The following is a 22,347-nucleotide window of genomic DNA, read 5'->3' on the forward strand; positions in this document are numbered from 1 at the left end:
AATATAAATAAATTATTACACTTTATTTATTTTTTTAATTTCTTTAGATGCCTGTCCATTTTAGTGCGCAAATTTTATGATACAAAGCGAGTAATTTAGCCTTGTCTATCCCTTTTCGTTGTTTCTATTATTGAATATTTTTCCCTCAATACTCTACAAAAACTCATACTAAAATCGCAAAGGGTGTAGATTGATAACACTTAAGTTACATGATATTAATGTCAGCGCTTGTTAAGCAACTAAATTTATAACATATCAACAAGGACTTAAGGATGAAGCAATCAATTGCATTTACACCTAGCATAATTGCAGGTGCTACAATCGCACTTTCAGCAGGGTTTACAACAACAGCTTATGCTGCTGAAGAAGCAAAAAAAGTAGAACGCATTGAAGTAACAGGTTCGCGCATAAAACGCACCGATATCGAAGGGCCTTCGCCAGTACAATCTATTGGCAGAGCAGATATCGAAAACATGGGTTACGATAACCTTCAACAACTCCTCGAAAGAATGCCTGTGGCAGGCAGCGGTACTTTCTCAACACGCGGCAACAACCAAGATTCAACTGCAAATGGATCTGCCGCGGTCAGCCTACGTGGTTTAGGTGCTGATGCTACATTGGTGCTAATCAACGGCCGCCGTGTTGCAATTAGTGCCTTTGCCGAAGGTATTACAAACTCATTTGTCGATATTAATAGTATTCCGGTATCGGCGATTGAACGCATTGATATTTTAAAAGATGGCGCATCAGCAATTTATGGCTCTGATGCAGTAGCGGGCGTAGTCAACGTTATTTTGAAAAAAGACATAGATGGCGTTGAACTAAACTTAGGCTACGGTGGTACCGATGGCCCTAATTACGAAGAAACAACAGCAAGTTTAGTATGGGGTACAACTAGCGAAAAAAGCAGCGCCTCAATTATTATTGATTACTTTAAAAACACCTCGCTTTCGTCAGATGAAATGGGCAGCTTAGGCACCGCTAATCAATCGCCTTATGGCGGCGAAGACTTTCGCTCTTCTCGTGGCTTTCCAGGCTACTTTTATGTTGATGGTGTAAAAACAATTGACCCAGATTGCCCTGCTGAAAACGCCACATCAAGCGGTAGTTGTTTATTTGATTACGGCCCATTTGGCTACATCGCCCCTGAGTCTGAGCGCGTAGGTGCTATTTCTCAATTTGAATACAATTTTGATAATGGTATTACCGGCTTTTTAGAAATGGCAGTGCAACATAATACCTCAGTTGCAGCCGGTGCCCCTACTCCACTAGATGAAGATGCAGGTTTAACAGTACCCGCTAGCCACCCTAACAACCCGTTTGGTGAAGATATTCAAATTGGCCGTTACCGTACGGTTGATGCGGGCGCTCGCCAATGGGATATTGAATCAGACACGCTTCGCTTTGTAGCTGGCCTAAGAGGCGAAATTAACGAATGGAGCTGGGAAGCTGCAGTTCAAAAAGGCCGTAGTAAATCACTTCAAACAGGCGATCGCTCGCAAGGTTGGGTTCGCACCGACTTTTTACAACAAGAAATTGATGCCGGTAACTACAACCCATTTGGTGGCACCTATAACAGCCCAGAAGTTATTGACAGAATTACCACAAGCTTAGTTCGCCGCGGTGAGTCTCATATGACCTCATTCGACGCTAACATCTCTGGTGAAGCATTTAGCTTTGGTGATGATGTGGTTATGATGGCCGCGGGTATTGAATACCGTGAAGAAGATGTAACCGATACACCGGATGACCAATTTCAGCGCGGTTTAATTTTTGGTACTGAGTCTGTGTCTGCTGCAGCAGAGCGCGACCAATACGCAGCCTATGTGGAATTTTCAATCCCACTTGCTGAAAACCTAGAGCTACAACTCGCTGGCCGTTACGATGATTACAGCGACTTTGGTAATACAACAAACCCTAAAGTCGCTTTACGTTGGGCACCTACCGACGAAATAACCATTCGTGGTTCGTGGGCACAAGGGTTTAGAGCGCCATCGCTTGCACAAGTAGGTTTAGGTCCATCACAAGAAAGTCAGTTTTTTGTAGATACTTATCGCTGTGAAGCTACTGGCCTTGATTGTGACGCGCTAGATTACAACATTGAATTTGCGGGTAACCCTGACTTAGAAGCCGAAGAGTCAGAATCATGGAACGTTGGCTTTATTTGGGCACCTTCTGCTGAGTTTGGTTTAAGCGTAGATGTGTGGAGTATTACCCAAGATAATAAAATTGATGAACAAGAATTTGGCCCAATTTATAACTCTGAGTGTAATAACCAAGATAGCACGGTGTGTGTACGCTTAGCACCTAGTGGTGGTAATAGCTTAGGCACCATTCAAAAAATATACAGCACCTTTGAAAACGTCTCTTCGCAAGAAGTGTCAGGTGTTGATTTATCAGCAAATTACAACCATTCGCTGGATGATTTAGGCTTGCTTAAATTTAACTTAGAATGGGCGTACCAAAACAAGTTTGAAAAAGACGGCCGCGATTACACGGGTGAATACAATTACCCAGAGCACCGCTGGATTTTCTCTACTAACTGGGAAATTGGCCAATTTAATACCAACGTAAATATTAGCTACGTAGGCGAGTTTGAAGATACCCCAGATATAGACTTTGACGGTAATTTAGACTTTGATAGCAATACATCGCGTATGGTTGACTCGCAAGCACTGGTAGATTTACAAACATCTTACCGTGTAAGTGATGCAACTAAAGTGTCGCTTGGTGTAAATAACGTATTTGACGAAGAGCCACCATTTGCCATTGGTGATGGCGATGCCGACCTTTACGGGTATGCATCGGGCGTACACAACCCACGAGGTCGTTACTTCTACACTAAAGTAACCTTCTCGTTTTAATTTAATATAGCCCATTATTAAATGGGCTATGCTAAAAACAAAAAAACCGCCATATGGCGGTTTTTTTATTAAAACGTAGGGGCTAAATTATAGCTCGCCTTCGTTTTCAGATAGGAACTTAGCAACACCTTCAGGGCTTGCGTCCATACCTTTTTTACCTTCTTCCCAGCCAGCAGGACATACTTCGCCGTTTTCGCTGTGAAATGCTAGCGCGTCAACCATGCGGATCATTTCGTCGATGTTACGACCAAGTGGTAAGTCGTTCACTACTTGGTGACGTACGTTACCTTCTTCATCGATTAGGAAAGAGCCACGAAATGCAACGCCCGCTTCAGGGTGCTCAACGTCGTATGCTTTACAAATTTCGTGCTTAACGTCTGCAACTAGTGCGTATTGAACTTTACCAATACCGCCGTCTGCTACAGCAGTGTTACGCCATGCGTTGTGTGAGAATTGTGAATCGATAGAAACACCAATTACTTCTACGCCACGCTTTTGGAATTCTTCGTAACGCTTATCAAATGCGATAAGTTCTGAAGGACATACAAACGTGAAATCTAGTGGGTAAAAGAAGATTACTGCTTTTTTACCTTTAATTGTTTCATGAAGGTTATAGCTATCTACAATTTCACCATTACCTAGTACAGCTGCAGCGGTAAAGTCTGGTGCCTGGCGGCCTACTAATACACCCATTTTATTCTCCAAATATTTTGAGTTTGTTGTCGATTGCATACGCAATGCTGATACTTATATGGGCGCTAAAAATAAAAAAACAATAGCGCCAACACATAATTACGTGGCATTTTAAATTTAATAAGGAAAAAAGAACAATCGTATTTAGCGATGTGCACAATCGAAAATACCGAACAGATATTAAAACTTTATTACGCCTATAAAAAAACCTGCATTTGCAGGTTTTAAAAATGGGTTAATCCATGATATCGGAAGGCATATCGCCTTTAATATTTTGCCAGATTTCACCGGTTTGATGGCCAAACTTACGCATCATTGAAATCGCGCCATCATGCTCACGGTTTTCAGCCAATACTGTTAGATCTTTATAAAATTGACGTGCTAACTGGCGAGTGCCTGCGTCTGAGAAATAATGACAACCAATTTTAAAGTAAAACCCTCTAAAACCGTTAAGTATAAGTACGTATATGCGGTTATTACCAGCGACAGCTAATTCGTGGTGTACTTTGTAATCGTAATCTGCAAAAGCTTGCGCAGTGTCTTCAAGTTCATCGCTTTTTGATAAAATTTCAATAACACGCTCAGGGTTAAGCTTTATCGCTGCACGGGTATAAATAGCACTAATATTAGTACGTGCAGATAATAACTGATCGGTCAGCTCTGGCATTTTGTCTTCATCTAAGCGTGCCAGCGTTTCGAGTATGTTTAAACCCGATGTTTCCCAAAAGTTATTCACTCTGGTTGGCTTGCCGTGCTGAATAGTTAGCCAGCCATCGCGTGCTAAACGTTGCAGTACTTCACGTAAGGTTGTTCTGGTTACACCAATTAACTCAGAAAGCTCACGCTCTGCAGGTAGAATTGAACCTGGAGGGAAATCGCCGTTCCAGATAGATTCAACTATATACTCTTCAGCAAATCCTGCTGGGCTTTTAGCTTTAAAAATTCTCATTCAATTCCCACTCGAATTAATCACAACTCATCGTTTTATACGAATAACTGACAGATTGTACCAGATGAAATATAACTAACAAGTAAACTCGTTGATATAAGTGCCAACCAACCGCTGAAAATTTCGCAATAGTAAATAATAAAATTCAACATGCTTAAATTAGGCCTAATTAGCTAAATAAATTAATCCTATTCATAGTAGGTACATTAATACTATTGCTGTTTTTGCTTAACCATTACATTACTACAATAATTCCCGTGTGCGGCAACAAGCACATTCAAAAGTCGCATACAGCAGAGCCTGTTAACTGTAACGTTTAATCAAGCCTTTTTAGCGAACCAATCTTATATTACATGTTTACTTAGCAAAAAAGCTTAACCTTTCCCTAAATAGGATTGGCCATAACCGCTTATTAATTTCATCTTAAAAAAAGCGACTTCGGTAGCTTTTTTACCCTTTTTGTTGCTCGTTACTTTATCCTAGTACATAATTCAACGTCTTATTTCAATGCGGATTTTTTATGAACTGGCTAGCACAACTCCCTACTCAACGTACTCCATGGCTACTATTTACAGGCATTGTATTTTTCTTAGAAGTCACCGCACTGTTTTTTCAATACCAGATGGGCCTTGCTCCATGCATTATGTGTATTTACCAGCGAACTGCGGTATTAGGCTTATTAGGGGCAGGCATTATTGGCGCAACTAAACCACAAAGTAAATTAGTACGCGCTATCGCTTATTTAGTGTGGGGTGTATCAAGTGTGTGGGGCTACTTTATTGCACGTGAACACATTGAAATGCAAACAACCACCGATCCCTTTGCATTTAGCTGTGAGTTTGAGCCAAACTTTCCTTCATTTATGCCATTGCATGAATGGATCCCAAGCTTTTTTCAAGCCACAGGGGATTGCGGTAATATCGATTGGCAATTTGCGGGATTAAGTATGCCAGCATGGATGGAAATACTATTTGCGTTATTTACTATCACGCTTTTTGTAATTGTTACCACTCGCTTACTTACTAAAAAGACTATTTAATATGTTTACGTTTTTTACCAGTCAGCTGCCTGAACTAAAGCACCTTAAAGTGAGGCAGCGACAAGCCATTGTTGCTATTGCACTAAGTATGCTACCTGCTACCGATAGAGTGTTATTAAGAATAGTAAAGCTGATATTGCTCAGCCCATTGTTTTTATTATTTACTGTTTTTAAAGGGTGGGAACTCATTCCCTTTTTAATTTTAGGTGGCCTGTGTTACCCGCTTTTAACAACCCCGATTGAAATAAACTTCGCTAAAAAATATTTAGCCAAAGCACTTGAGCAGTATTCACAGGGCGCTTAGCGCCCTGCCTATTATAAAGACACTTTTCCTTCTAGTTTAGCTACAAGCTTTTTACCTATTCCTTTTACGTTAGCTAAATCGCTCAGCTGGTCAAATTCGCCATTTTCAACCCTGTAATCAACAATAGCCTGCGCTTTTTTCTTACCAATACCAGGCAACTTGGCCAGCATTTCTGAATCGGCACTATTAATATTAATAACCGGCGCTTGCGGCATTTCAACCATAGGCTTATCTTCAACAGGGTTAGCGTGGGTAAACGCGCTAAAGCTTAAAAAGCTAATAATAAGTAGCGTTAATAGATTTTTCATTTGTTATTCCTTATTTTTGTTTATACCAAAGCGTTATAGTTAAACGGCTAATTTGGCTTTAAACATGTGCTTAATTTTTATTTGAGGAAATAATGCTAAATAAGGTGCAACGCGCATCACTTATATTATTTCCAGTGCATAATCACCTAAATCCGAAAACCTAAAATGCAGCTGGTACAACAAGTGATTGCTTAACTAAAGTAAAGTTACGCTTTTTTGTCAAATTGATGACAAGCTAAAAATGCACCGAATACTTGCAATTTTACACACAAACACTTACTGTATATAAAAACAGTGGCCTACGGGTCAGTAACCACATTACCACGCAATCAAGCAGGAGAGATCATGGCTGTTGTTGTTAAATATGTTGTAGAACGAAACGGAGTTGAGCGAATGACGTTTACTACTAAAAAAGAAGCGGATGCCTATGACAAAATGCTCGATATAGCAGAATCGCTTGAAGTAATACTGGAAAAAGTAGATGTGCCACTGAGCGAGCAACAGGTTGAATCGCTTGCGCTTGAAATTGCAAAGAGTAAAGATGACTTTATGGCAGTGTTAAAAGGCGCAAAAGAGCCCACAACAAAAGGTACAGCTAAAGCTAAAAAAGCCGACAACGTAGCATCAATAAAAGATAACGATGAGCAACAAGCTAGCTAATTTGTGACTATTTTAAATAAAGGGCTGCTACTAAATAGCAGCCCTTTTTTATTAATTTTTGAACAGTTACAAATTTTTTCTGGCTTTTTAGACTGAAATTGATACATTAATCCGGTTAATAGCGAGTGTTTATGTGCCATGTCAGTATTTATTAAGTCTTTTTACCAAAAATTTTTCCCAGCCCGTCAGTTGCTTATTCGTCAAAATGGCGAAGTTAAGCATGTTGTTTTGGCGCCTTGGTTTCAGCTTTTTACAGTACTGCTTATTTTAGGCACTATTACTTGGGTCGGTATTTCTAGTTTTCGTGTTTATAGCCAAACAAATAAAATTACCGACATAGAACAAAGCCAAATTGACAAACAACAAGCGTGGCAAAAACAGGTCCAAGAACAAAAAGCACTGCACGCTAAGCAATTAGAACAACTTGCTGTACTAGAGCAAAAGCAAGCACTTTTGCAAGGTATGATTGAATCCCTCCCCGCATCTATTAGTAAAGAGACAATAAAACTAGAAGAACAACTTGAGTCGCCTGTTAATCAAGACAAAGGCGAGTTTCATGAACCACTTGTAGATGAAGAGCCGAAAGACAAACATGCCAGCCTTCTAACGCCAATCACTTTTGCCGCACGTTACGAGCGCTTAAATAAATACTACGAGCACAATTTTGCGCTTATTGATGCGCAAATTAATAAACGCCATGATGCAATTTTAGCGATGTTAAAAGGCGCAGGCTTAGAATCAGCCCTTGAACAACATTTAGCACTGGGCGCACAAACCAGTGCGCAAGGTGGCCCGTTAGATGTATTTGACGAAACTAAAATACCAGGGCAGTTTTTAGCCATTGTTGATAAGCTATTATTACTTAACAACCTTGAAAACTTTTTAACAGAGCTGCCTAACTCACTGCCCTTGCCTGCGGCTAAATACTATATTTCGAGCAACTTTGGGTTACGTAAAGATCCGATGAACAACCGCCGCGCTTTTCACAAAGGTGTTGATTTAGCCGGCTGGCATAAAACCGAAATTTTTGCCCCTGCTGATGCACGTGTATTGCGCGCTGGTAAAAATGGCGGCTATGGTAACTTTATCGAGCTAGAGCACAAAAATGGCTTGGTCACCCGTTTTGGCCACTTAAATAAAATTAAAGTGAAAAAAGGCCAAACAATTGCTAAAAATGAGGTAATTGGATTAATGGGCAGTACTGGCAGAAGTACCAGCACACACTTACACTATGAAGTGTTACTCGATGGCAAACATGTCAATCCTCTAAAAATAACAAAGGCGCTTTCTCGTGTTCGGTAAAAAAAAGCAACCAAGTAGTCAAACTACGTTAAAAAGAGTAAATCATACCCCTTCTATTATTTCTGAAGATGTGCGCTTAACTGGCACACTCACCAGCCAAGGCGAAGTTCAGCTAGATGGCCGAATTGATGGCGATATAAAGGCAGAGCACTTGGTAATTGGCTCTACCGGCATTGTTGAAGGTGTGGTTGAGGCTAAAAGTGTCATTGTAAAAGGTAAAATTATTGGCTCACTAAACGCAAGTGAAGTGAATATTCAAAGCAGCGCTCACGTACATGGCGATGTTTTTCACGATACACTAAGTATTGATGCTGGAGCCATTATTGAAGGCAGCTTAAAACAGCGCTTTGAAAAAGAAGAACCGGAACTTATTAGCGAAGATTTAAAGCCGGCTAAAGAAGTAAAAACTTTGCTTGATGATGCTGATAGCGACTTGTCGTTTGTTAATAAGCAAGCCGCTGATAAAGCCAAATCTAATTAAGCGCTCATTACTTTTTTTCGGTTATGTACATCGTAATATCTGCAGTGAACACCAGTTCATTGCGGGTATTGTAAAGCTTAACTGGCACCACTAAATCTTCTTTATCTACCCATTGGCGAGGCAAGTCGATTTCTGCAATAGCAGTTACATCGGTATCAACCTTTGCTAAATAGTGTACCGTCATTCCTTTTGGGATCCAGCGATGCGTTTTATAAGGCACGGTGGCATCTACCATTACACCAGCACACAGCTCAGCTAAGTTACATTGTGCAATAGCATGAATAGTCCCAATATGGTTATGCACACTACGGCGGTTTTTTACGACAGCGCTACAGTGCCCTTCTCTTAAATCGAGCACGTAAGGTTTCATTGAGCCAAAATACGGGGCTTTTATGCATACCGCTTTGCTAAACAACCAATTGCCAAAAGGTAAGCGTTTAAATTTAAGCCAGGTTTTTAAAAGGGCTGATTTATTACTCATTGTTATTTCCCATTTTGTGTTTATAAATTCAAATTAACACATCAGACCAGTTAAAAAAAGCGCAATTCACCGCGCTGTTAATCCTAATGTCATGAAATATTTATCACAATAAAGCGTGGCTCACTCATAAGCCCTTTCTTTTTTATATGCGGGCACCTAAAATAGCCAGCAAAAGGAGACCTAATGCAAAAACAGCCCGCTAAACCTAACTTAATTTTATTGCTCATCTTAGCGTTACTCGTAATATTTTGCCCTATGGCAATTGATATTTATCTTCCCGCTTTTCCAACTATTGCCACGCAATTTAACGTAACCGAACAACAGGTTCAGCAAACAGTGGCTATTTTTATGCTTACTGTGGGTTTAGGGCAATTAATTGCAGGGCCGCTTGCTGATAAGTTTGGCCGAAAGCCGGTAGCGGTTGTAGGTGTTAGCTTGTATGCAGGCTCTGCCTTGCTTGCCTACATGGCGCCCTCTTTTGCTGTATTAATGTTTGCACGCGCTCTGCAAGGGTTAGGCGCATGTGCTACGTTTGTGGTTGCTTTTGCTATTGTACGTGATAAATACGGCAGCGAACGCAGCGGGCAAATGATTACCTATTTAAATGGAATTGTGTGTTTTATTCCTGCGCTTGCGCCTATTTTAGGTGCTTGGCTTACCGTGCAATTTGGCTGGCGCATGAACTTTATGTTTTTAACCTTGTTTGCATTAGCGGGCCTGGTCATTACGCTCACCTTATTTAGAGAAACCCGCCCTGCTGATAGTCACTACCAAGGGCATATATTGGACTTACGCCGGTTTGTGCCAATATTAAAAACACCGATATTTTTATTTAATAGCTTACTGTGTATGGTCGCCATGTCGGCGATTCTTGTGTATGTCACCTTGGCACCTGGGTGGATAATTACGCACTTAGGGGGCACCGTTGCCGACTTTACTTTTTGGTTTACGCTCAATGCCGTATTAAGTATTGTAGCCAGCTTTATTACGCCCATTTATATTAAACGTAATAGCCAAAAAGCCCTGCGCGTTGGGGTTACAGTATTGGTGGCCTCTGGCATATTAATGATTGCACTTAGCCATATAGAATCGGCCATTGCGCTTATGCTACCAATTTTAATTGCAGCACTTGGTTTTGCCCTAAGCTTAGGCTCTGCGGCTGGTATGGCGTTATCGCGCTTTCCAAAACAAGCCGGTACAGCCTCTGCCTTAATTGGTGCTATGCAAATGAGTGGCGCTAGTGTGCTTGTGTTTTTAACGCAATATTTAGGCCTTAGCACACCTTGGCTAATTGCTTTTCATTTATTGTTATTGGCACCACTTTGGCTAATTTTAATGAGTAAAAAAGCCCATACATTGCACCCGGTTAATACATGATCAACCCTGATTTTTTAGCATCATTTTTACTGGCGAGCTTTTTAATGGCGGTGGCCCCTGGGCCATCAAACGCATTTTTAATGGCGCAAACATTTGCCAATGGCAGAGCGGCAGGTATGCAAAGCGCATTTGGCTTTGCTTTAGGTGGAGTAATACACACATTTTTTGCTGTTATTGGTTTAAGCGCGGTATTAAAAGCCTCGCCCACCGCTTATAGTGCAGTACAGTACTTAGGCGCGGCGTATTTGTGCTATTTAGGGTTTGTGATGATTAAAAGCACTTTTTCGCAGCAAAATACCATGGATTGCGCTAGTGATGATAAGCCCCATGTAAGCACCAGTAAAAAGCCAAATGTCATGTTTCAAGCCATGATGACCGAGGTATTAAACCCTAAAGTCGCGTTGTTTTTTATTGCTTTTATCCCTCAGTTTGTAGACCCAAGCTTATCATCGGCAACGTTTCAATTAGCATTTTTTGGCCTGCTCTACCCCATTTTTGCTTTCCCAATTGACTGTACGTATATTTATTTTGGCGACAAAATAGCGCAATTTTTCAAAAAATACCCACATAGCCAGCTTTGGATAGACCGAGTGACCGGCATGGTATTTATTGCACTGGCCATTAATTTATTATACTAATTACACTAAATTGGTATTACTTAACCAAAGCCTTGGTTACTCAACAAAATAAGATGCAGCATGGAACAAAAAAAACAATCGCTACCCGCTAATAAAAATATTGCCTTAGTTGCGCATGATGGTAAAAAAGCCGCGCTTAAATTATGGTGCGAAAAACACAAAGAAGCCTTAAGCAGACACACCTTATACGGTACTGGCACCACAGGCCATTTAATCGAAAAAACCACCGGGCTAGAGGTTATTCAGCTATTAAGTGGTCCTATGGGGGGCGATCAACAGCTAGGTGCTAAAATTGCTGAGCACGAAATTCATGTATTGGTGTTTTTTTGGGATCCGTTGGCATCGCAACCACACGACCCTGATGTTAAAGCATTACTGCGTTTAGCTGCTGTTTGGAATATTCCTGTGGCCTGTAATGAAGTCAGCGCCGACATGTTATTAAGCTCGCCCTTAATGGACACTGAGCTTGAACGTACTTTGCCAGATTACGAAAAATACCTCGCAACCCGACAAATCAGTCTTTAAAGCCTTTTAAGCTACTTATAAAGCATGCTGGCCCACTTTGTTAGGCCAGCCGTTACACTACCAAAGTGATCGCCATTCAGCATTTTAATATCACCTAAATGCTCACTTAACGCCGCTTTAATAAGTGGTGACTGTGCACTCCCCCCTGTTAAATAAATAACGTCTGGGGTGGTTCCTGCATCGGTAATTGCTTGTTTTGCTAACGTTACTATTTGGCTAATACTACTTTCTACTGCAACCGCTAAATCGCTAACCGATAGGTTTTTACTAAGGTCATTATCTAAAAAGCGAAGATCGCAATCAAAAGCATCTGCCGATGAAAGCGCTATTTTAGCCGCCTCACCTTGCTGTACTAACTGATGGCCCTGTTTATTTTGCTGTAGATGAATTAAGCGTTTGAAAAGCGCAGGTGCACTGACATCGCGTAATTGGGCAGTGAGTTCTCGATAGTGGCTTTCACTATAAAACTGACTTTGTAAATTTACATCATTAATTTTACAGGCTTGCCAAAAAGGTTGGTTTGGCAAAGGTAGGCCCGATTTAAAGGTACTGCCTAAACCAAGCAATGGCATTAAACCATGAAAACTAAGCGCTATATCTAAGTCATTCCCGCCAACTCGCTTACCGCTGTGGGCTAAAAAGTCATTATCGCGCTCACTGTTACCTCTAAAGCTTGGCCCCATTTGTACAAACGAGCAATCGCTGGTACCACCGCCAATATCAATAACCAGCACTTTTTGGTCTTCCACTAAACTGCTTTCGTAATCAATCCCTGCTGCAAGCGGTTCGTATAAAAACTCCACATCTTTAAAGCCCGCACGCTTAGCAGCGCGCTCTAAAATACCTACAGCTTGCTGATTTGACTGCTCACCGCCAACGGTCTGAAAGTTAACTGGACGACCAATAACCGTTTGCGTAAGGGGGGTTTTAAGTGAAAGCTCTGCGCGTTGCTTTATTTTTAAAATCATTGCGGTAGCAATATCTTCAAAAAAATTAATTTGCCCTTGCTTTAAGCCTGTGGCACCAAAAAACGATTTAGGAGATTTTACAAAGTAGCCTTCTTCAGGAAACTGCACATATTCACTAATGGCTTCACGGCCAATAAAAAGCGTTTCATCTGTAGGTTGTAAATCAAGATCTGACTTAATACGCGGGAGTGTATTTAATAAAGCTTGGCGCTGCGTTAAAAAGTTATGCTCGTGGGCTGTGCCTTTTACATGCTTTGCCACAAAGTCGACAACTAATGCGCTATGGTGCGTATAAAGAGTAGAAGGTAAATAATGCTTTCCTTGCTCAAGTGGCACTAACTGTACTTCCTCTTGCTCCATAACACCCATAGCACAATTAGAACTACCGTAATCAAAACCTACAAACATACTTCACCATACATTAGAAAAAGGCCGCGCAATTTAGCATACTTTGCCAAAATTATAAACGCTAATGACCCTCCCTCACCCTTAAAAAGCTCGCAAAACGTGGTAAGCCATGCTTTGTTAACCCGTGGTACCGATACGTTACCGTGCTGCCTATAGCCGGAGGTGTTTGGCGCTGTTTATTACTAAAGCCCGTGCCTATTTTAAATATTTGCCCATAAGGTGTTTTTACTTTTAATGCACCTAACATACCGGTGTATTTTCCTTTGCCCGGTAAATGTGCAATCACAACCGCTTCAGCATCAAGATAGGGCTTTAACTTTAATAATGTATTACTGCGCCCGCTTTTATGTTTAGCATTGGCTAAATGCAGCATCACCCCTTCAGCCCCTTGCTTAGTTAAATCTTCAAAGTACGCTGTTAATTGGGCTGTGCTAGTAAAGCGGTGTTGCTTAACTGCAGTTATATGCTGCTTATTGATTTGTTTTACCACGGCTTGGTAGTTTTTATAACGCGCACTAAAAGGAAGGGTTGAGTCTGGCATATCAAATATTTGATAGCGTATAGCGTGCCAATCTGAATTACTGGGGCGTTTGGTTCTTACAATCCCACTGACCAAAGAAAATTGAGTGCGCGCTATCCACAGCTCCCCATCTAACCAAACATTTGGTAATGGCGCCGTAAACCAACTCGGGGCGTTAATCGCATTTCCTTTACGGGTAATAAATTTATCGCCCGTCCATATTGCTCTTACACCATCAAATTTTTCACTGACGAGGTATTCACTAATATTGCCATGTTTAGATTCATCATATACTTTTGCCAATAAGACCTGAGGCTGCGCCGCAAAAACAAGCGATGAGCCAATTAAGCTGACAATGAAAAGTAAGTACTTTAGCTGAGCCATTACTGCATCCCTGCAAATAAAATAAGGCTTTAACTATAGTTGAGATTCAACCCACTGCCAAAACTCACCTAGGTCAGCCATTTTGTACGTCGCCTTACTAAAATCATGGTCAATTGTATGATGATTTGCAATCGCAACGACTCTAACCTGTGCATTAGTTGCAGCACAAACGCCCGTAAAGGTGTCTTCAACAGCAATTGCATGCTCTGGGGCTACATGTATATGTTCAAGCGCTAAAAGATAAGGATCGCCTGCTGGCTTTGGATTTGTTACATCGTCTTTTGTCACTACAGTATCAAATAACTCATAAAAACCTAGCCCTTTTAAAATAGGCATAGCTTCGCTACGAGCACTGCCGGTAACTAACGCCATTTTTAGCCCACTGTTTTTAACAGCGTGTAAGGTTTGCTCAGTAAAAGGCATAACAGGCGGTAAATTAGTTTTTACGTATTCACCAAATAACCGATATTTTTCATCTGCTAAAAACTGTGCGCTGACGTCTAAATTATGCTCATTTTTAATATTAATTGCTGCTTCTAACGTTGGGCGCCCTGAAAAGCGCTGACAAAACTCCACTTCGTTATAACTTACATTGTAGGGTGCAAGCAGCTGGCTCCAACACTCAAAGTGCATGCTTTCAGAGTCAACTAGCGTGCCATCCATATCAAACAATACTGCGTTTAAGCTCATCCTCATTCCTTAAATTTTAACGTTAAAAAAGGCGCCTAGGCGCCTTTATAATATTATGCTGTTAAGCCTGCAGGTGGCTCAGCAAATGCTTCTTCACCGGTTTCAACATCAACCAGCTCGTAGCCTCGGGCTTTGCGCACAACCTTAAGTACTGGTTTTTCTAGCGCCGTTTTTAAACGATCGGCATCAGCGGCTAACTCATCTAGCGTTGTACCAAAAGGTGCTGCGCCTGTTTCTGACCAATTAGTTACTTTGCCATTTAAGTTATATTCTACTTCGTGTATTTGATATTGCGCTGCTTCATCTTTCGTTGCTTCACAAAAAATTACACGGTAGTTCCAAAATCCAGCCATTTTTCTATCTCATCAAAGTTAATTAACGCTACTTTACCAGCTTTATAAAAACATAAAAGCCTGCACTAGGCAGGCTTTTAAAAATTAATAAAATTTAAGGTTATCTTTAGAAGAAGTTAACTTTAAATTCAGCACCAATGTAGCGCTCTTCATTAACAATACCCGTATTGTTATTGAAGTCTACCGCACCAATTGCTTGTTGCTCATCAAATAAGTTACGAACAAATGCAGATACTTGGTACTCGTAGTCACCTTCAGCCCACTCGTAGCCTGCACGTAAACCTACTTCTGTTAATGCTTTACCTTCAAATTCTACTGAATCGTATAGGAACATGTTAATTTCGCTACGGTAAGAAATATCACCTAATGCGAAGAAGTTACCATCTTCAAGCTCTTTCGTATAACGAAGGGTAAAGTTAGAGATCCACTCTGGCGCATGCGGTAAGCTGTTGCCATCTAGTACAGCTAAACCAGAGTCATTAATTGGGTCAGTAACTGTACATTGAAAACAAGCAGCCACTGCTAAATCATTATCTTTAATTTCAGTTTTATTGTAGCTTAAGTTAAATGTTGCATTAAACTCATCGCTTAATACCCACTCAGTATCTAGCTCAAACCCATAACCTGTAGTTTTATCAGCATTAACTAAGCGGTTAAAGTTAGCACCACCACCTACAGCTGTAAGCTGTTGGTCATCCATTGTGTAGTAAAATACAGTTGCATTTACACGACCTTGACCGTCAAGAACGTCTGATTTAATACCGGTTTCAAATGAAGTCACGGTTTCTGAATCAGCAGTTGTTACGTCATCACCAAACAAAATACGACCCTGTAAGCTAGGCGCACGGAATGTGTTGGCAACACGGCTATACCAGTTTACATCGTCATTAACTTTGTAGTTTGCAGATAAGTCCCAGCTTACATGGCTGTCGCTAACACTGCGCTCTACGTATAAAGCTCCACCGCCAATTGGGCTAATAGTACGGTCTGCAACAAAATCTTTTTCGTCATCAGAGTAACGAAGACCCGCAGTTACTTTTAATTTATCTGAGAAAATGTAATCTACTGAGCCAAAAATAGCCCATGCAGTTGTATCTTGCTGTTGTTGAACGTAACCATTTAAAGCACCGCTATCAGGAGTGCTATAACTAAAGTTTTCAATTGTTAGTTCTTCGTCAAAGTAAAAAAGGCCAACTTGGTAGTTAAAATCGCCACTAAAGTTACTAGCAAGGCGAAGCTCTTGCGTTAATTGATCTTGCTCAGGAATACCATCCGCACTTTCAGATTCAAATGGTACATCGCCTGGACCATTCTCTTGCAGGCAAAAACCACAACCCCAACCACCATCAATGTCGGCACGTGAGTATATTTCTGCACTTTCCCAACCTGAGATAGAGGTAATAGTGTACTCATCGCTAATATCCCACTCAAGCTTCAAGCTTGCGCCTTCAGATTCAACTTGTTGTGTTGAACGTGAAGCAGCATCTTGATAAACAACATCGTGTTCGTAGTTGTCTACTAAATCGTTTGAGCCTGATTCAATAACGTTTGCACGAAACGCAATTGGTGAGCCGTCTAGGTCACGCGTGTGGTAGTTTAGAAGAGCAGTAAAGTCATCGCCTTCGTATAAAAATTGAATACGCGCTGCTTTTTCTGTGTAGCCGCCTTGCTCGTCTTTCGCTTCAAAGCCAGGCGCTTGGTTGTCGATGTAATCATCTTTATCTTGCCATAGCAAAGAAACACGTGCAGATAAACGGTCAGTTAATGCACCACCTACAGCGCCTTCTGTATCTACAGCGCCACGGCTACCGTAAGAAACAGCACCGTAACCTTCAAATTCTTGGCTTGGTTTAACAGTATCAAATTTAACTAGGCCAGCCGGCGTATTACGGCCAAACAAAGTACCTTGTGGACCACGTAGTACTTCTACACGCTCAACATCAAATACTGGAAAGCCTTTTAAAATGGCATTTTCTTGAACCACTTCATCAACAACTAATGAAACAGGTTGTGAAGCATTAAGATCGAAATCGGTATTACCCAAACCACGAACATAAAAACGAGGGAAAGAACGTCCAAACGATGATTCGATTGAAAGACTTGGGATTTTCGCACTCATAAAGCGAATATCCATACCAGCAGAACTATAAGCATCAAGGTTATCACCTTGTAATGCAGATACAGCAACAGGCACTTCTTGTGCATTTTCTACACGTTTACGAGCAGTAACTTGAATAACTTCTAATTGGTTATTTTTTTTTGCAGTTTCTTCTTCAGCAGCAAGAGTAGAAACAGAGGTACCAGCTGCAGATAAAAAAGCAGCATTAATTATGGTCGCTATTGCAGTTTTTTTGATTGCTTTCATGTCGGGTATAAACCTTTTGTATGCACTCTTGTTCAACGGTTTTTTGTGTTGCGCAATGTATTCATTGCGGGCTCGTACAATTTTTCGCGTCTAGCTTTATGGCGCGCGGACCTCATCACCGAGAGTACAAAAACGGAGTAATGAGGCTGAACGAACGATGAAGATTATACCATCGTATTACAAATTTACTGCATAAATATGTACAAAAAAGTAAACTTTTTTGCAACATTTAACCTCATTTTATAGCTTTTTTACCCGCTTTTAGATGCAAAAGACTAATAATGCGGACATATGTCCTTTCTTTCAAAAGCCGCTTTAAAGTAGCAAACTGCGTATTTTTACAAATAAACCCAAACTAGAAACGCGCAGTTAAAACCCGTTAATGCTTGCTAAATTTTTAAAGGCTAAATTCATTGAGTACGCTTTAACGCAATTTCTCCATCAATGTGAATATCGCGCTGTGGAAACGCAATCACCACATCGTGTTTTTCAAAAACAGCATAGATACTAAAACGGATATCACTACGTACTTTTCTGAGCATGGTTTCTGACTCTGCACAAACCCAAAAAATTGCATTAAACACCAGTGAGCTATCAGCAAAGTCGTCAAATAAAACAGAGGCTTTTGGATTTGTTAGTATCGCATCATGATCATCAAGCACTTGTTGAATTAACGTTTTAACTAACAATACATCGCTGCCATAAGCAACACCTACGCTAACCGAGGAGCGGGCATTACCGTCTATTAAGGTCCAGTTAGTCACTGTGTTTTCTAATAGTTGCGAATTAGGGATTAACATATGCACACCATCGTTACGGCGAATGCGGGTAGAGCGCGTATTAATAGTTTCTACTACGCCCTTTGCATTACCTACTTCTAAAAAGTCCCCAATACGAATTGGCCGCTCCCACATTAAAATCCAGCCACTAATAAAGTTATTAATAATGTTTTGCGCACCAAATCCAACCCCAATGGCTATGGCCCCTGATACAAATGCAAAGGCCGTAAGCGGAATACTTAAAACCTCTAACGAGGTGAAAATTAATATTGCGATACTCAAAATAAAATAAATGCGCGTAAATAGATGAACCGCGTCTTGGCTGATTTTTTTTGCCAGCAGTGTTTTTTTAATAAGTTTGCCAATGCGCGTTACTACAAACCACATAGCAAATAAAATTAAAGGAACTTGTATAACCTTAGCCACAGTGATGTGTACGTCGTTATAGGTAAAAATAACCAAGCTGAGATAATGTTGAATGTGTTCGAGCGTCATGTATTTTCCAAAGTATTATTTATTGTTTGTTATTTGTTCAGTAAAAATGAGTGTGGTTCAGTCTTCGCTAAGCTTAGCACGGCATAATAGTGTTAAAACGCTAAGTTAATAGGTTTAACGTTTTTGTTTAAACAATTTATTAACTCTTTATTGCACCGAGTGCTATATAAATAGTGTACAAGCACTGGAGATTACATATGTCACAACTTACTCTAAATCAAAGACTCGCTACTTTGCAGCCGCAGGTAGATTTAAATTTGTTTGAAAGCAGCCTAGATTACCGCAATAAAATTTTGTGCCTTCTTGCTGAGCAAGAACAAACACTTGCTACTATTAATAAAGAATTTGGCCAGCAATCTAATAGCTTTGGTTCTGAAAAACGCTTTGTTCTTGGCTATAACTAGCCTTTAAAAAACACACACAATACAATATTTAAGTAGCCTTACGTTTATTTTTAAGGCTACTTTTACCTCCAAATCGCATTTTTAGTAGCTAATTTGCGTTTAAATCCCGCTTAATACCGATAAACTTTATTGTATAAACGCCAAAATTTGATAAGTTAACTGGGTTTTCGACTCGAAAAGCCTATTTCGGCTCATCTTTTTATGGAGTTATTATGCGTAAAACACTGATCGCCACTACTATTGCTAGTGCCCTAATCCTATCTGCTTGTTCATCTAACGAAACTCAGAACACAGCTAAAGAGAGCGCAGCACAAGTGCAAGATATGAACGCAAACAATGTATTATTCAAACCAAGCCCATTACAATACATGGCACCAGAGTTTGATAAGTTTGGTACAAAAGACTACGAAGCAGGCTTTGATGCAGGTATTGCTCAGCACACTGCGCAAGTTCAAGCTATTGCAAACAACCCAGAACCAGCAACATTTGAAAACACACTTGTTGAGATGGAAAAATCTGGTGAGTTGTTAAACCGCGTATCTGCTGCTTTTTACAACCTATCGGGTTTAATTTCAGATGACGAATACCAACGTATAAGCAAAAAAATGGCGCCGGTATTATCTGCTCACTCTGATGACATTTACCTAAATGGTCCGTTATTTAAGCGTGTACAAACTATTTACGACAATAAAGATGCGCTTAACGCTGAAGATCAACGCTTAGTTGATTTCTACTACAAGCAATTTGTAAAAGCCGGTGCTAAGTTAAGCGATGCTGAAAAAGCAAAAATGCGTGAAATAAACGCTCAGCTTGCAGAGCTATCTACTGCGTTCTCTCAAAACATTTTAAAATCGTTTAAAGAAGACGTTATTGTTGTTACAGACAAATCTAAACTTGCTGGCCTATCTGAAGGTGAAATTGCAGGCCTTGCAGCCGCAGCTAAAAAAGCAGGCAAAGACGGCTACATGATCACCCTGGTTAATACCACTCAGCAGCCTATCTTATCAAGCCTTGAAAACCGTGAGCTACGCGAGCAAATTTTTAAAGCTTCTACAAACCGTGCCGCTAAAACTAACGGGCCTATCATTATTGAAGAAACTAACCTGCGAGCACAAAAAGCAGAGCTGTTAGGTTTTAAAGATTGGGCATCGTATGTAATGACTTCGCGTATGGCACAAACAACCGACAACGTGTACGGCATTTTAGATGACCTTGCACCAAAAGCTGTTGAAAAAGCCAAAGCAGAAGCGGCCGCTATCCAAAAAGTAATTAACGATTCTGGCGAAAGCTTTGAGCTTAAGCCATGGGATTGGGCGTTTTACGCAGAAAAAGTACGTGCTGAAAAGTACGACCTAGATCCTGCGCTAGTTAAGCCTTACTTTGAAATGAACTCTGTGATCCATGATGGTTTATTCTTCGCAATGAACAAGCTTTACGGTATCACCTTTAAAGAGCGTAAAGACTTACCTGTTTACCACGAAGATGTAACAGCGTACGAAGTATTTAACGCAGATGGCAGCGCTATTGGTTTATTTTACATGGACCCATACGCACGTGAAGGTAAGCGTGGCGGTGCATGGATGAGTGCATATGTAAGCCAAAGCGGCTTAAAAGGCACTAAACCGGTTATTTACAACGCACAAAACATTCCAAAACCAGCTGAAGGTGAGCCAACGCTAATGACCTTCGACGAAGTATCGACTATGTTCCATGAATTTGGTCATGCTGCGCACGGTTTATTCTCAAATGTTAAATACCCAAGCCTAGCGGGTACTGCTACAGCACGTGACTTTGTTGAATTTCCTTCACAGGCACACGAAGACTGGATGATTGAACCTACCGTACTTGCTAACTACGCTAAGCATTACAAAACGGGTGAGCCAATTCCACAAGCATTACTTGATAAAGTATTAGCATCGCAAAAATTCAACCAAGGCTTTGGTACTACTGAATACTTAGCAGCTGCTTTACTTGATATGGAATGGCACTCATTTGGTTCTGATAAAAAAATCAGTGATGTTCAAAAGTTTGAAAGCGATGCGCTAAAAGCACACGGTATTGATTACTACCCAGTGCCACCGCGTTATAAATCAAACTACTTTAGCCATACTTTTGCCGGTGGTTACTCAGCAGGTTACTACGCCTACCTATGGACTGAAGTATTTGCAGCCGATGCGTTTGCACATATGGAAAATAACGGTGGCCTAACCCGTGAAAACGGTGACAAGTTCCGTGAAGAAATCCTATCAAAAGGTAACAGCCGCGACTTAATGCAAAGCTACATTGAGTTTAGAGGCCAAAAACCAACAACAGACGCACTTCTTAAGCGCCGTGGTTTAGTTGATTAATAACCTCGTTTATTAATTTTAACCTTATAAAAGCCCGCTTGCGGGCTTTTATTGTTTATAACAGATAAACTAACCACACTATAAATTATAAAAAACGACAATTATGGGCTATTTATTTGCAGTTACCCTACTTTGGGCTTTTTCATTTAGTTTAATTGGTGTGTACTTAGCAGGCCAAGTTGATGCGTGGTTTAGTGTATTAATACGAGTTGCATTAGCCACGTTGGTTTTTTTACCCTTTTTAAAACCTAAACTTACCTCAAAACCACTCGCACTTAAGCTGATGCTGATAGGCGCTGTGCAACTGGGTGTTATGTACAGCTTTTACTATCACTCCTTTTTATTTTTAAGCGTACCCGAAGTGTTGCTCTTTACCGTTATGACGCCGCTTTATATAACGCTTTTAAACGATGCATTTAATAAGCATTTTAACCCTCGCTTTTTTGCGGTTGCGCTTATTGCCGTACTGGGCGCGGTAGCTATTCGCTGGGAAAGCCTCAATAGTCATTTCATCATCGGTTTATTACTGGTTCAGGGTGCCAATATTAGTTTTGCCACCGGACAAGTAACTTATAAACGTTTAATGGCCACTAATCAGTTGGATGACAAAACCGTATTTGGTTGGTTTTTTATTGGCGCCTTAGTGGTGGCGAGTGCTTGCTACGCTTTATTTGGCAATACAAGCAAATTACCGAGTACACCTACCCAGTGGGGTATTTTAATATATTTAGGTATTGTAGCCTCAGGCCTTGGTTACTTTTTATGGAACAAAGGGGCAACAAAAGTAAATGTGGGAGCATTAGCCGTTATGAACAACGTGCTTATTCCTGCCGGTATTATTGTTAACGTGCTTATATGGAATAAAAATGCCGACATTATGCGCTTAAGTATGGGGGGTGCAATTATGTTAGCGGCACTGGTAATTAATCAAATAGGGACAAATAAACAGAACGTCACATCCTTGTAGCTAATTTGTCATTGAATGCGATTAGGGTTGAATAAAATAACGTTA

22 protein-coding genes are annotated in these 22,347 nt (G+C 40.6%); 12 read left to right on the forward strand and 10 right to left on the reverse strand.

Features of this window, described 5'->3' with window-relative positions; all coding sequences use genetic code 11:
- Nucleotides 1–272 precede the first annotated feature (272 nt).
- The gene (locus tag MTF68_RS11445) at nucleotides 273–2,864 is read left to right on the forward strand and encodes a TonB-dependent receptor (protein ID WP_024031815.1); all 2,592 of its coding nucleotides are present in this window, start codon (nucleotides 273–275) and stop codon (nucleotides 2,862–2,864) included.
- An 87-nt stretch (nucleotides 2,865–2,951) separates the two neighbouring features.
- On the opposite strand, the gene MTF68_RS11450 is transcribed toward MTF68_RS11445, so the two are convergent.
- Together MTF68_RS11450 and fadR are read right to left on the reverse strand one after the other, a co-directional pair.
- Entirely contained in the window at nucleotides 2,952–3,557 is a 606-nt protein-coding gene (locus tag MTF68_RS11450; protein ID WP_004587374.1) for a peroxiredoxin C, read from the reverse strand.
- Nucleotides 3,558–3,792: 235 nt separating this feature from the next.
- Nucleotides 3,793–4,506, reverse strand: coding sequence for a fatty acid metabolism transcriptional regulator FadR (gene fadR, locus MTF68_RS11455; RefSeq protein ID WP_004587375.1), 714 nt, complete (start codon nucleotides 4,504–4,506; stop codon nucleotides 3,793–3,795).
- 520 nt (nucleotides 4,507–5,026) lie between these two features.
- Here fadR and dsbB point away from each other — a divergent pair.
- Together dsbB and MTF68_RS11465 are read left to right on the forward strand one after the other, a co-directional pair.
- Nucleotides 5,027–5,545, forward strand: coding sequence for a disulfide bond formation protein DsbB (dsbB, locus tag MTF68_RS11460; RefSeq protein ID WP_248462549.1), 519 nt, complete (start codon nucleotides 5,027–5,029; stop codon nucleotides 5,543–5,545).
- Between the two features lies 1 nt (nucleotide 5,546).
- Nucleotides 5,547–5,849, forward strand: coding sequence for a DUF6170 family protein (locus MTF68_RS11465; RefSeq protein ID WP_248451076.1), 303 nt, complete (start codon nucleotides 5,547–5,549; stop codon nucleotides 5,847–5,849).
- Nucleotides 5,850–5,860: 11 nt separating this feature from the next.
- Here MTF68_RS11465 and MTF68_RS11470 read toward each other — a convergent pair whose 3' ends face one another.
- Nucleotides 5,861–6,157, reverse strand: coding sequence for a ComEA family DNA-binding protein (locus tag MTF68_RS11470; RefSeq protein WP_054982150.1), 297 nt, complete (start codon nucleotides 6,155–6,157; stop codon nucleotides 5,861–5,863).
- A 345-nt stretch (nucleotides 6,158–6,502) separates the two neighbouring features.
- Here MTF68_RS11470 and MTF68_RS11475 point away from each other — a divergent pair, with 345 nt between their 5' ends.
- The 3 genes from MTF68_RS11475 (at nucleotide 6,503) to MTF68_RS11485 (ending at nucleotide 8,600) form a co-directional block, all read left to right on the forward strand.
- Complete coding sequence (locus tag MTF68_RS11475; protein ID WP_248462550.1) at nucleotides 6,503–6,817, forward strand: YebG family protein; 315 nt, start codon at nucleotides 6,503–6,505, stop codon at nucleotides 6,815–6,817.
- 138 nt (nucleotides 6,818–6,955) lie between these two features.
- A complete protein-coding gene (locus tag MTF68_RS11480) occupies nucleotides 6,956–8,119 on the forward strand; it encodes a M23 family metallopeptidase (RefSeq protein ID WP_029773431.1) in 1,164 nt (387 codons plus the stop codon).
- Nucleotides 8,109–8,600, forward strand: a complete 492-nt coding sequence (locus MTF68_RS11485) for a polymer-forming cytoskeletal protein (protein ID WP_004587381.1) — start codon at nucleotides 8,109–8,111, stop codon at nucleotides 8,598–8,600. The genes MTF68_RS11480 and MTF68_RS11485 overlap by 11 nt, the downstream gene beginning before the upstream one ends.
- A 7-nt stretch (nucleotides 8,601–8,607) precedes the next feature.
- Here the strand turns inward: MTF68_RS11485 and MTF68_RS11490 are convergent, their stop codons facing one another.
- A complete protein-coding gene (locus MTF68_RS11490; protein WP_029773430.1) occupies nucleotides 8,608–9,081 on the reverse strand; it encodes a hotdog fold domain-containing protein in 474 nt (157 codons plus the stop codon).
- 183 nt (nucleotides 9,082–9,264) lie between these two features.
- On the opposite strand from MTF68_RS11490, the gene MTF68_RS11495 reads away from it, so the two are divergent.
- The 3 genes from MTF68_RS11495 to MTF68_RS11505 are packed head-to-tail and all read left to right on the forward strand — an operon-like array spanning nucleotide 9,265 to nucleotide 11,621.
- Nucleotides 9,265–10,458, forward strand: a complete 1,194-nt coding sequence (locus MTF68_RS11495) for a multidrug effflux MFS transporter (RefSeq protein WP_248462552.1) — start codon at nucleotides 9,265–9,267, stop codon at nucleotides 10,456–10,458.
- Nucleotides 10,455–11,096 (forward strand): LysE family translocator, encoded by a 642-nt coding sequence (locus tag MTF68_RS11500; RefSeq protein ID WP_248462554.1) that lies wholly within the window; start codon nucleotides 10,455–10,457, stop codon nucleotides 11,094–11,096. Before MTF68_RS11495 ends, MTF68_RS11500 begins: the two co-directional genes overlap by 4 nt.
- A gap of 60 nt (nucleotides 11,097–11,156) precedes the next feature.
- Nucleotides 11,157–11,621, forward strand: coding sequence for a methylglyoxal synthase (locus tag MTF68_RS11505; protein ID WP_004587385.1), 465 nt, complete (start codon nucleotides 11,157–11,159; stop codon nucleotides 11,619–11,621).
- Between the two features lie 11 nt (nucleotides 11,622–11,632).
- Here MTF68_RS11505 and yegD read toward each other — a convergent pair whose 3' ends face one another.
- The 6 genes from yegD to MTF68_RS11535 all read right to left on the reverse strand — a co-directional run bounded on the left by yegD (nucleotide 11,633) and on the right by MTF68_RS11535 (nucleotide 18,583).
- Nucleotides 11,633–12,997: a molecular chaperone gene (yegD, locus tag MTF68_RS11510; protein ID WP_248462556.1), complete on the reverse strand. Its 1,365-nt coding sequence runs from the start codon at nucleotides 12,995–12,997 to the stop codon at nucleotides 11,633–11,635.
- Between the two features lie 61 nt (nucleotides 12,998–13,058).
- Nucleotides 13,059–13,901, reverse strand: a complete 843-nt coding sequence (locus MTF68_RS11515) for a DNA ligase (RefSeq protein WP_248462558.1) — start codon at nucleotides 13,899–13,901, stop codon at nucleotides 13,059–13,061.
- A 33-nt stretch (nucleotides 13,902–13,934) separates the two neighbouring features.
- On the reverse strand, nucleotides 13,935–14,591 hold the full coding sequence (locus tag MTF68_RS11520; RefSeq protein WP_248462560.1) for an HAD family phosphatase: 657 nt from the start codon (nucleotides 14,589–14,591) through the stop codon (nucleotides 13,935–13,937).
- A gap of 53 nt (nucleotides 14,592–14,644) precedes the next feature.
- Nucleotides 14,645–14,944, reverse strand: a complete 300-nt coding sequence (locus tag MTF68_RS11525) for a hypothetical protein (RefSeq protein WP_004587389.1) — start codon at nucleotides 14,942–14,944, stop codon at nucleotides 14,645–14,647.
- A gap of 106 nt (nucleotides 14,945–15,050) precedes the next feature.
- Nucleotides 15,051–17,309 carry a TonB-dependent receptor gene (locus tag MTF68_RS11530; protein ID WP_248462562.1) on the reverse strand — a complete coding sequence of 753 codons (2,259 nt, stop codon included), beginning with the start codon at nucleotides 17,307–17,309 and terminating at the stop codon, nucleotides 15,051–15,053.
- Between the two features lie 410 nt (nucleotides 17,310–17,719).
- Nucleotides 17,720–18,583, reverse strand: coding sequence for a mechanosensitive ion channel domain-containing protein (locus MTF68_RS11535; protein ID WP_024034237.1), 864 nt, complete (start codon nucleotides 18,581–18,583; stop codon nucleotides 17,720–17,722).
- A 197-nt stretch (nucleotides 18,584–18,780) separates the two neighbouring features.
- Between MTF68_RS11535 and MTF68_RS11540 the strand changes: the two genes are divergently transcribed.
- The 3 genes from MTF68_RS11540 (at nucleotide 18,781) to MTF68_RS11550 (ending at nucleotide 22,302) form a co-directional block, all read left to right on the forward strand.
- Nucleotides 18,781–18,987, forward strand: a complete 207-nt coding sequence (locus MTF68_RS11540; protein ID WP_004587392.1) for a hypothetical protein — start codon at nucleotides 18,781–18,783, stop codon at nucleotides 18,985–18,987.
- A 212-nt stretch (nucleotides 18,988–19,199) separates the two neighbouring features.
- Nucleotides 19,200–21,335 (forward strand): M3 family metallopeptidase, encoded by a 2,136-nt coding sequence (locus MTF68_RS11545; protein WP_248462564.1) that lies wholly within the window; start codon nucleotides 19,200–19,202, stop codon nucleotides 21,333–21,335.
- Nucleotides 21,336–21,438: 103 nt separating this feature from the next.
- On the forward strand, nucleotides 21,439–22,302 hold the full coding sequence (locus MTF68_RS11550) for a carboxylate/amino acid/amine transporter (RefSeq protein WP_248462566.1): 864 nt from the start codon (nucleotides 21,439–21,441) through the stop codon (nucleotides 22,300–22,302).
- Nucleotides 22,303–22,347 lie beyond the last annotated feature (45 nt).

The sequence above is a fragment of the Pseudoalteromonas sp. 2CM37A genome (assembly GCF_023161885.1).
Lineage (GTDB): Bacteria > Pseudomonadota > Gammaproteobacteria > Enterobacterales > Alteromonadaceae > Pseudoalteromonas > Pseudoalteromonas atlantica.

Bases quoted from the DNA above. Each gene is read 5' to 3' on its own strand.
- MTF68_RS11445 (WP_024031815.1), top strand. From the start codon at position 273: ATGAAGCAATCAATTGCATTTACACCTAGCATAATTGCAGGTGCTACA.
- MTF68_RS11450 (WP_004587374.1), bottom strand. From the start codon at position 3,557: ATGGGTGTATTAGTAGGCCGCCAGGCACCAGACTTTACCGCTGCAGCT.
- fadR (WP_004587375.1), bottom strand. From the start codon at position 4,506: ATGAGAATTTTTAAAGCTAAAAGCCCAGCAGGATTTGCTGAAGAGTAT.
- dsbB (WP_248462549.1), top strand. From the start codon at position 5,027: ATGAACTGGCTAGCACAACTCCCTACTCAACGTACTCCATGGCTACTA.
- MTF68_RS11465 (WP_248451076.1), top strand. From the start codon at position 5,547: ATGTTTACGTTTTTTACCAGTCAGCTGCCTGAACTAAAGCACCTTAAA.
- MTF68_RS11470 (WP_054982150.1), bottom strand. From the start codon at position 6,157: ATGAAAAATCTATTAACGCTACTTATTATTAGCTTTTTAAGCTTTAGC.
- MTF68_RS11475 (WP_248462550.1), top strand. From the start codon at position 6,503: ATGGCTGTTGTTGTTAAATATGTTGTAGAACGAAACGGAGTTGAGCGA.
- MTF68_RS11480 (WP_029773431.1), top strand. From the start codon at position 6,956: ATGTCAGTATTTATTAAGTCTTTTTACCAAAAATTTTTCCCAGCCCGT.
- MTF68_RS11490 (WP_029773430.1), bottom strand. From the start codon at position 9,081: ATGAGTAATAAATCAGCCCTTTTAAAAACCTGGCTTAAATTTAAACGC.
- MTF68_RS11495 (WP_248462552.1), top strand. From the start codon at position 9,265: ATGCAAAAACAGCCCGCTAAACCTAACTTAATTTTATTGCTCATCTTA.
- MTF68_RS11500 (WP_248462554.1), top strand. From the start codon at position 10,455: ATGATCAACCCTGATTTTTTAGCATCATTTTTACTGGCGAGCTTTTTA.
- MTF68_RS11505 (WP_004587385.1), top strand. From the start codon at position 11,157: ATGGAACAAAAAAAACAATCGCTACCCGCTAATAAAAATATTGCCTTA.
- yegD (WP_248462556.1), bottom strand. From the start codon at position 12,997: ATGTTTGTAGGTTTTGATTACGGTAGTTCTAATTGTGCTATGGGTGTT.
- MTF68_RS11515 (WP_248462558.1), bottom strand. From the start codon at position 13,901: ATGGCTCAGCTAAAGTACTTACTTTTCATTGTCAGCTTAATTGGCTCA.
- MTF68_RS11520 (WP_248462560.1), bottom strand. From the start codon at position 14,591: ATGAGCTTAAACGCAGTATTGTTTGATATGGATGGCACGCTAGTTGAC.
- MTF68_RS11525 (WP_004587389.1), bottom strand. From the start codon at position 14,944: ATGGCTGGATTTTGGAACTACCGTGTAATTTTTTGTGAAGCAACGAAA.
- MTF68_RS11530 (WP_248462562.1), bottom strand. From the start codon at position 17,309: ATGAAAGCAATCAAAAAAACTGCAATAGCGACCATAATTAATGCTGCT.
- MTF68_RS11535 (WP_024034237.1), bottom strand. From the start codon at position 18,583: ATGACGCTCGAACACATTCAACATTATCTCAGCTTGGTTATTTTTACC.
- MTF68_RS11540 (WP_004587392.1), top strand. From the start codon at position 18,781: ATGTCACAACTTACTCTAAATCAAAGACTCGCTACTTTGCAGCCGCAG.
- MTF68_RS11545 (WP_248462564.1), top strand. From the start codon at position 19,200: ATGCGTAAAACACTGATCGCCACTACTATTGCTAGTGCCCTAATCCTA.
- MTF68_RS11550 (WP_248462566.1), top strand. From the start codon at position 21,439: ATGGGCTATTTATTTGCAGTTACCCTACTTTGGGCTTTTTCATTTAGT.